Annotated in this window: 6 protein-coding genes; 5 read left to right on the top strand and 1 reads right to left on the bottom strand. The window is 30.0% G+C overall.

All coding sequences use genetic code 11. The features are described 5' to 3' along the window. Positions 1–349 precede the first annotated feature (349 nt). A complete protein-coding gene (locus RH99_RS09485; RefSeq protein ID WP_243441480.1) occupies positions 350–1,126 on the bottom strand; it encodes an acetoin reductase in 777 nt (258 codons plus the stop codon). A 605-nt stretch (positions 1,127–1,731) separates the two neighbouring features. Here RH99_RS09485 and RH99_RS09480 point away from each other — a divergent pair. The 5 genes from RH99_RS09480 to RH99_RS09460 all read left to right on the top strand — a co-directional run bounded on the left by RH99_RS09480 (position 1,732) and on the right by RH99_RS09460 (position 6,789). After that, complete coding sequence (locus RH99_RS09480; RefSeq protein ID WP_010237019.1) at positions 1,732–1,938, top strand: TOBE domain-containing protein; 207 nt, start codon at positions 1,732–1,734, stop codon at positions 1,936–1,938. A 311-nt stretch (positions 1,939–2,249) separates the two neighbouring features. After that, positions 2,250–2,846: a molybdenum cofactor cytidylyltransferase gene (gene mocA, locus RH99_RS09475; RefSeq protein ID WP_010237017.1), complete on the top strand. Its 597-nt coding sequence runs from the start codon at positions 2,250–2,252 to the stop codon at positions 2,844–2,846. A gap of 64 nt (positions 2,847–2,910) precedes the next feature. Then, positions 2,911–3,717, top strand: a complete 807-nt coding sequence (yqeB, locus tag RH99_RS09470; protein WP_010237013.1) for a selenium-dependent molybdenum cofactor biosynthesis protein YqeB — start codon at positions 2,911–2,913, stop codon at positions 3,715–3,717. A gap of 172 nt (positions 3,718–3,889) precedes the next feature. Further along, a complete protein-coding gene (locus RH99_RS09465; protein WP_010237009.1) occupies positions 3,890–5,476 on the top strand; it encodes an N-acyl-D-amino-acid deacylase family protein in 1,587 nt (528 codons plus the stop codon). A 128-nt stretch (positions 5,477–5,604) separates the two neighbouring features. Further along, entirely contained in the window at positions 5,605–6,789 is a 1,185-nt protein-coding gene (locus tag RH99_RS09460; RefSeq protein ID WP_010237006.1) for a YgeY family selenium metabolism-linked hydrolase, read from the top strand. Positions 6,790–6,889: the final 100 nt, after the last annotated feature.

Genomic DNA, 6,889 nt, shown 5'->3' with positions numbered 1-6,889 from the left:
ACACGTAGTATAGAACTAGGCATTATTGCACCTATAGTTTTAGGATTTTTTAGATATTGTTTAATAAATGATAAATTATTCATAATATATAACATTCCTCCAAATTATAGATTTATATTTATAATATAACTATTTGGAAAATTGTACAAACATAAATTTAAATAATAATGTATTATTAACAAGTTATTAACAAAAATAAGTTCACTTGGTATTCAATAAGAAAATTATAATTTAGAGTATTAAAAGTAAAGGAGCCAATTAGAAGTTCCTTTACTTTTATAAGTTATATATGTGAGTATTAGAAATATATCTACAATTTATTTAGAAAATATATCATCAGAACTTTTATTTAGTTAAAAACAATTCCGCCATCTATACAAATGGCTTGTCCTGTCATGTAATTTGAATCTGATGAAGCTAAGTATGATACTAAATTAGCAATGTCTACAGGTTCTTCGCTTCTACCTAGTGCAATACCTTCAACAGCCTTTTTAAATGCATTACCTTTATTTCCGCCTTCGTGTTTTATTACAGCTTCATCAATACGTGTCCACATATCGGTTGCAACAATACCAGGACAATAAGCATTAACTGTAATATTATCTTTTGCTAATTCTTTAGCTGCTGCTTGGGTAAAAGCACGAACACTGAATTTTGTTGCAGAGTATAAACCCATCATTGGAAAGCTTTGATGTCCGGCAATACTACAAGCATTAATAATTTTTCCACTTTTTTGTTTTTTCATTTGTTCAGCTGCGGCTTGAATACCATAAACAGTTCCGAAAACATTAATTTTATATACAAACTCTAAGTTTTCTGGAGAAATCTCTGATACTGGACCAACAAATTCTACACCGGCATTATTAATAAATACATCCAAACTTCCAAATTCATCAACAGCCTTTGCAACTAGAGCTTTTTGAGCTTCTGGTTTAGTTACATCTGATACGGAGTAGGAAACAGTAAAGCCTAGACTCTTAAATTCATCAACAGTCTCTTTTAAAACTTTTTCATTTAGATCTCCTAAAACAATAGCAAAGCCATCTTCAGCTAATCTCTTAGCTATTCCTTTGCCTATCCCCTGTGCAGCACCTGTAATTGCAACTACCTTTTTGTTTGTCATCATAACATCCCCTTCCATAAATAAGTATTCCCATTATAGTTATATAAATGTAAAATACTATACATAAAGTATACACTAAATACAAAAAAGTTAAATGTAGTTATTATATAAAATTTAATTTATAAATTGGAAAAAATGGAAGTGTTAAAATTTTTAATATGATTTATAGGAATTTATGAACATAATATCTTATAAAAATGTAAATAATAATATTCATAAGGTTGATATTGATAAATAAAACAAGTTAGAAATAGACTTTTGTGTAAATTAGAATCTTTATATATCAACATATTATAATTATTTTTTACTTTATTTTCTTAAATATTTAAGAAATTTTTTATAAGCTAAACATAATATAAGCAAATAAAGAAAGTTAGTATTATTATGTTTTAATTAAAAATGATATATATTGTCTAAAATGTGAATATAAATATAATATATAAGTGAATAGAACTAGATAATAATACATATTGTGGTATTTGAGTAATGATTTGATTTTAAATGATTTTTGTGTATAATGATACTTAGATAGACAAAACAAACATATTGACAAATAGGGATAAAAATATACAAAAATAAAAATAAAGAAAAAATAGGAGGAAACAATTATGAAAATAAGCGGAAGAAATCAATTAAAAGGTACAGTTGAGGCAATAAAGAAAGGTGTAATAACTGCAGAAGTAGTTGTAAACATTGGCGGAGGTAACAAGGTTACTTCAATAGTTTCTCTTGAATCAATTGAAGATCTTGGAATTAAAGAGGGTTCAGAAATAACAGCTTTAATCAAATCAACATCTGTTATGTTATTAGCTTAATATTTATTAAAGTAAATAAAAATGGGTTACAGTTAAATTAACTGTAACCCATTTTTATTTTATAAGGAATTTTTTATGGAAAAATAGATAGGCTTTTTTCTATATTAATTAGATTTTTATTGTAAAATAGATAATAAAGATAAGATTATTATAAGACTATATCTATTTATCTCATTAAGTTATTATCAATTAATGGTTAAATGATAGTTAGTATTAAATTCTGTATGATATTTTAATGTATAGTAATATAAACATAATAAATAATAGATAGCTATATATAATAAATTATAAAAAAACAGAGGCGAATTTATATGAATATAACTGCTATAATTATGGCTTCCGGTTATGCCAGAAGAATGGGAGAAAATAAACTTTTACTTACTTATAAAGGTAAAACTTTTATTCAACATACTATGGAGATAGTTCAGAATTGCAATTTTTTTAGCCGAATAATTGTAGCAAGACAGGAGCCTGTACTTATATTAGCTAAAAATTTAGGATTTAAAGGTGTAAAAAATAAGAATTCTAATAAAGGGCAAAGTGAATCCATAAAGCTTGGGATAGATAATGCACCTATTAGTGACGGATATATGTTTTTCACTGTAGATCAGCCTTTATTAGACAGTGAAACTATTAATCTTATATTGGATACATTTCAAGAAAATTCAAGAAGTATAATTATTCCAAAATTTCATGAGAGAAAGGGTAGTCCTGTAGTATTCCCATTTAAGTTTCTTCAAGAACTAAAAGAACTTCAAGGAGATACTGGAGGAAAACAGGTTATAAATAATCATAAAGAAGATATAGTATTTGCAGAAGTAAGCAAGGGAGAAGTACTTATAGATATAGATACTTTAGAGGATTATTATAATCTAAAATTAGGATACAATTTAGATGCGGATAAATAAAATTGGTGAGGTTATTGCTTTAAGATAAATATAATCCTAAAATAATTGAAGAGGATGATGAATTTTGTTTAGTGAAATTGTTATTGTAAGAGGTGGCGGAGATATCGCATCAGGAAGCATACAAAAATTGTACAGAAGTGGTTTTAGGGTTTTAGTTTTGGAAATAGAGAAGCCTAGTTCCATTAGAAGAAAGGTATGTTTTGGTGAAGCTGTATATGAGAATAGAGTTATTATAGAAGATATAACAGCGGTTAAAGTAAACAAGGAAGAGGAGATATTTGAAGCTTGGAAAGAATATAATATTCCTGTAGTTATAGACCCAAAGGGTAAATATATAGATATGCTAAAACCGGAGATTGTGGTAGATGCTATACTAGCTAAGAGAAACCTTGGCACTAATATGAATATGGCCCCTTTTACTATTGCATTAGGTCCTGGTTTTGAAGCTGGAAAGGACGTTAATATAGTTATAGAAACCAATAGAGGACATAATTTGGGAAGATTGATATTTAATGGAAGAGCAGCAGAAGATACAGGGGTGCCTGGTGTAATTGCAGGTTATTCCAAAGAAAGAGTAATATACAGTCACTATGATGGAATTATCAATAATATAAAAGAAATCGGGGATTTAGTAAAAAAACAAGATGTTCTTGCCTATGTAGATGATGTGGCGCTAAAAGCCACTATAGACGGAGTTTTAAGAGGGATAATAAGAAATAATACAAAAGTATTCAAGGGACTTAAAATTGCTGATATTGATCCAAGATTATCAGAAAGGAAAAATTGTTTTACTATTTCAGATAAGGCTAGAAACATTGGTGGAGCAGTGATTGAAGCCATACTGTATATGAAAGATAATAAGAAAAACTAACAATTTATTATCAAAATGATAATAATTATCATAATTATAAATACAAAATATATTTAATTTAATAACAAACTGCTACATAAATGAATATAAATTTAATAAAATGATAAAAATAACCTGTTTTTTAAAATTGGCATAAACTTTGCTACATAATATATATAAAGCGGGTGATTATATGAGTAAAGTTCTTATAAAGAATGGATTAATAATAGATGGAACTGGTAAAAAAAGATTTAAAGGTGATATTTTAATAGAAAATGAAAATATTAAAAAAATAGGTAGTATAGATAAAAGAGAAGCTGATGAAGTAATAGATGCTAAGGGAAATGTAGTTTGCCCTGGATTCATAGATACTCATAGTCATTCAGATCTACAAGTATTGGTGGATGGATATATAGAGCCAAAGGTTAGGCAGGGAATAACTACAGAAGTATTAGGGCAGGATGGTATTTCTATGGCACCACTTCCGAAGAAATATATAAGTCCTTGGAGAAAAAATCTAGCAGGACTTGATGGAGATAGTGACAAGCTTTCTTGGCAGTGGGAAAACACTGAAGGATATCTTAATTTATTAGAGAAGTCAGGTACCGGTCCCAATATGGCATATCTTGTTCCTCATGGAAACATAAGAATGGAAGTTTTAGGGCTTGATAATAAAGAACCAAATGAAGAAGAAATAGAAAAAATGAAGGCGGTAACAGAAAGAGAGTTAAAGGCTGGAGCAGCAGGATTATCCTCTGGACTTATATATATGCCTTGTGCCTACGGTGATACTGAAGAAGTGATTGAACTGTGTAAAGTAGTGGCAAAGTATGACAAAGTTTTTGTAGTTCATCAGAGAAGTGAAGCAGATACTATAGTTGATTCTATGAAGGAAATAATAAGAATAGGAAGAGAAAGTGGTGTGAAAATTCATTTTTCTCATTTTAAGGTTTGTGGAAAGAAGAATTGGGATAAGATAGATGAAATGATTAAACTTTTAGATGAAGCAAAGGCAGAGGGCATAAAGGTGTCTCTAGATCAATATCCTTACGTAGCAGGAAGCACTATGCTTGGAGTAATATTACCTCCTTGGGTACATGATGGTGGTACGGATAAACTTCTAAAGAGACTGCAAGATAAAGAATTAAGAAAAAAGATGATTTATGATATAGAAAATGGAATACCTGGATGGGATAATTTCATAGATTTTGCAGGTGTTGATAATATATATGTAACCAGTGTTAAAACGGATAAAAATAAAGATTGTATAGGTAAAAATCTAGCTGAGATAGGAAGACTAAGAGGAAAAGATGCTTATAATGCTACCTTCGATCTTCTCTATGAAGAGGGAAATGCAGTGGGTATGTATGATTATTATGGTAAAGAGGAACATGTTGTTAAATTCATGAAACGAGAAGAACAAAATGTGTGCACTGATGGATTGCTTGGAGGTAAGCCGCATCCTAGAGTATATGGAACTTTCCCTAGAGTTTTAGGTAAATATGTAAGAGAAGAAAAGGCACTTACACTAGAAGAAGCAATATATAAGATGACTTCAAAACCAGCTCAGGTGTTTAAATTTAAGGATAGAGGAGAAATAGCAGAGGGTAAAAAGGCGGATATAGTAATTTTTAATCCTGCTACGGTTATAGATAAAGCTACATTTATAGAGCCTGACCAATATTCTGAGGGTATTGAAACTGTAATTATAAATGGAGAAGTTGTACTAAATAATGGTAAGAGGTCTGATAAGTTGACGGGAAAGGTAATAAGGATATAGAATTTTAAAATATGTTAGTTAAGGAAATATGATAATAGAAGTCATTAAGGCATCTTAAAATAAATAAATAGTTTAATTGTATTGAATAATGAAAACCTAATAGGAATGTGTTTTGGAGGAGATATAAAATGATATCTAAAGAGAGAGAAGCAGAAATAATAGAATTATGTCAGGATTTACTTCGTATAAGAAGCTATTCAGGTGAAGAAGATGGAGTAGTTCAAAGAGCAAAAAAAGCTTTTACAGCTATGGGATATGATGATTTTTTCGTTGATGAATATGGAAACATAATAGGACATATAAAGGGAAATAAAACAGGAAAAAAAATACTGTTTGATGCACATATAGATACTGTAACAGTGCCAGATGAGACAAAATGGACTCAGAATCCTTTTGGTGGAGACATAGTGGATAAAAAGATATACGGTAGAGGTGCTTCTGATATGAAGGGTGCTTTCTGCGCAATGATTTGTGCTCTATCATATTTTGCAAAGGATACAAATAAGAATTTTGCAGGAGATATTTATGTATCAGGAGTTGTACATGAAGAATGCTTTGAGGGAGTTGCTTCTAGAAAGATAAGCAAGAAGGTCAATCCAGATTATGTTGTTATAGGCGAGGCTTCAAATTGTAATCTTAAAAGAGGTCAAAGGGGAAGAGCGGAAGTAGTAGTAGAAACCTTTGGAAAACCAGCGCACTCTGCTAATCCAGAGAAGGGTATAAATGCAGTTTATGAAATGAATAAATTGATTGAAAAGATTAGACATATAAGTAAGCAACATGATGACTTCCTAGGAGATGGAATTTTAGAACTTACAGATATTAAATCCTCACCATATCCAGGAGCTTCTGTAGTACCAGATTACTGCAAAGTAACCTATGATAGAAGACTTTTAGTTGGAGAAACTAAAGAAAGTGTATTAAAGCCTATACTAGATATAATTAGTGGAGCAGAAAAGGAGGATTCAAGCTTTAAGGCAAAGGTAAGTTTTGCTGCGGGTACTGAAAAGTGTTATACTGGAAATCTTATTGAAGGTGAGAGATTCTTCCCAGGATGGGTACTTGATGAGAAAGATGAATATGTACAGAAGTCCTATAAAGGTCTAGTTGAAGCGGGACTAAAACCAGAAATAACTCATTATTCTTTCTGCACAAATGGAAGCCACTATGCAGGAGAAGCTGGTATAAAGACTATAGGCTTTGGACCTTCAAAGGAAAACTTAGCTCATACTATAGATGAGCATATTGAAATAGAGCAATTGTTGAAGGCTGTTAAAGGTTATTACGCAATAGCTAAATCAAATCTTGTTTAATAGAATTTATCTGATGCCTAGCTAATTATTTGAATGTGCCTAAAATAAAAACTTTAGAATAATTAATAGTACAGAGTTAATAGATTATAAATATAAATTA

Source organism: Clostridium arbusti SL206, from assembly GCF_000246895.1.
In the GTDB taxonomy this organism is placed as follows: Bacteria; Bacillota; Clostridia; order Clostridiales; family Clostridiaceae; genus Clostridium_I; species Clostridium_I arbusti.
Note: the sequence above shows the minus strand (reverse complement) of the source record. Positions and strands in the feature narration are given on the sequence as shown.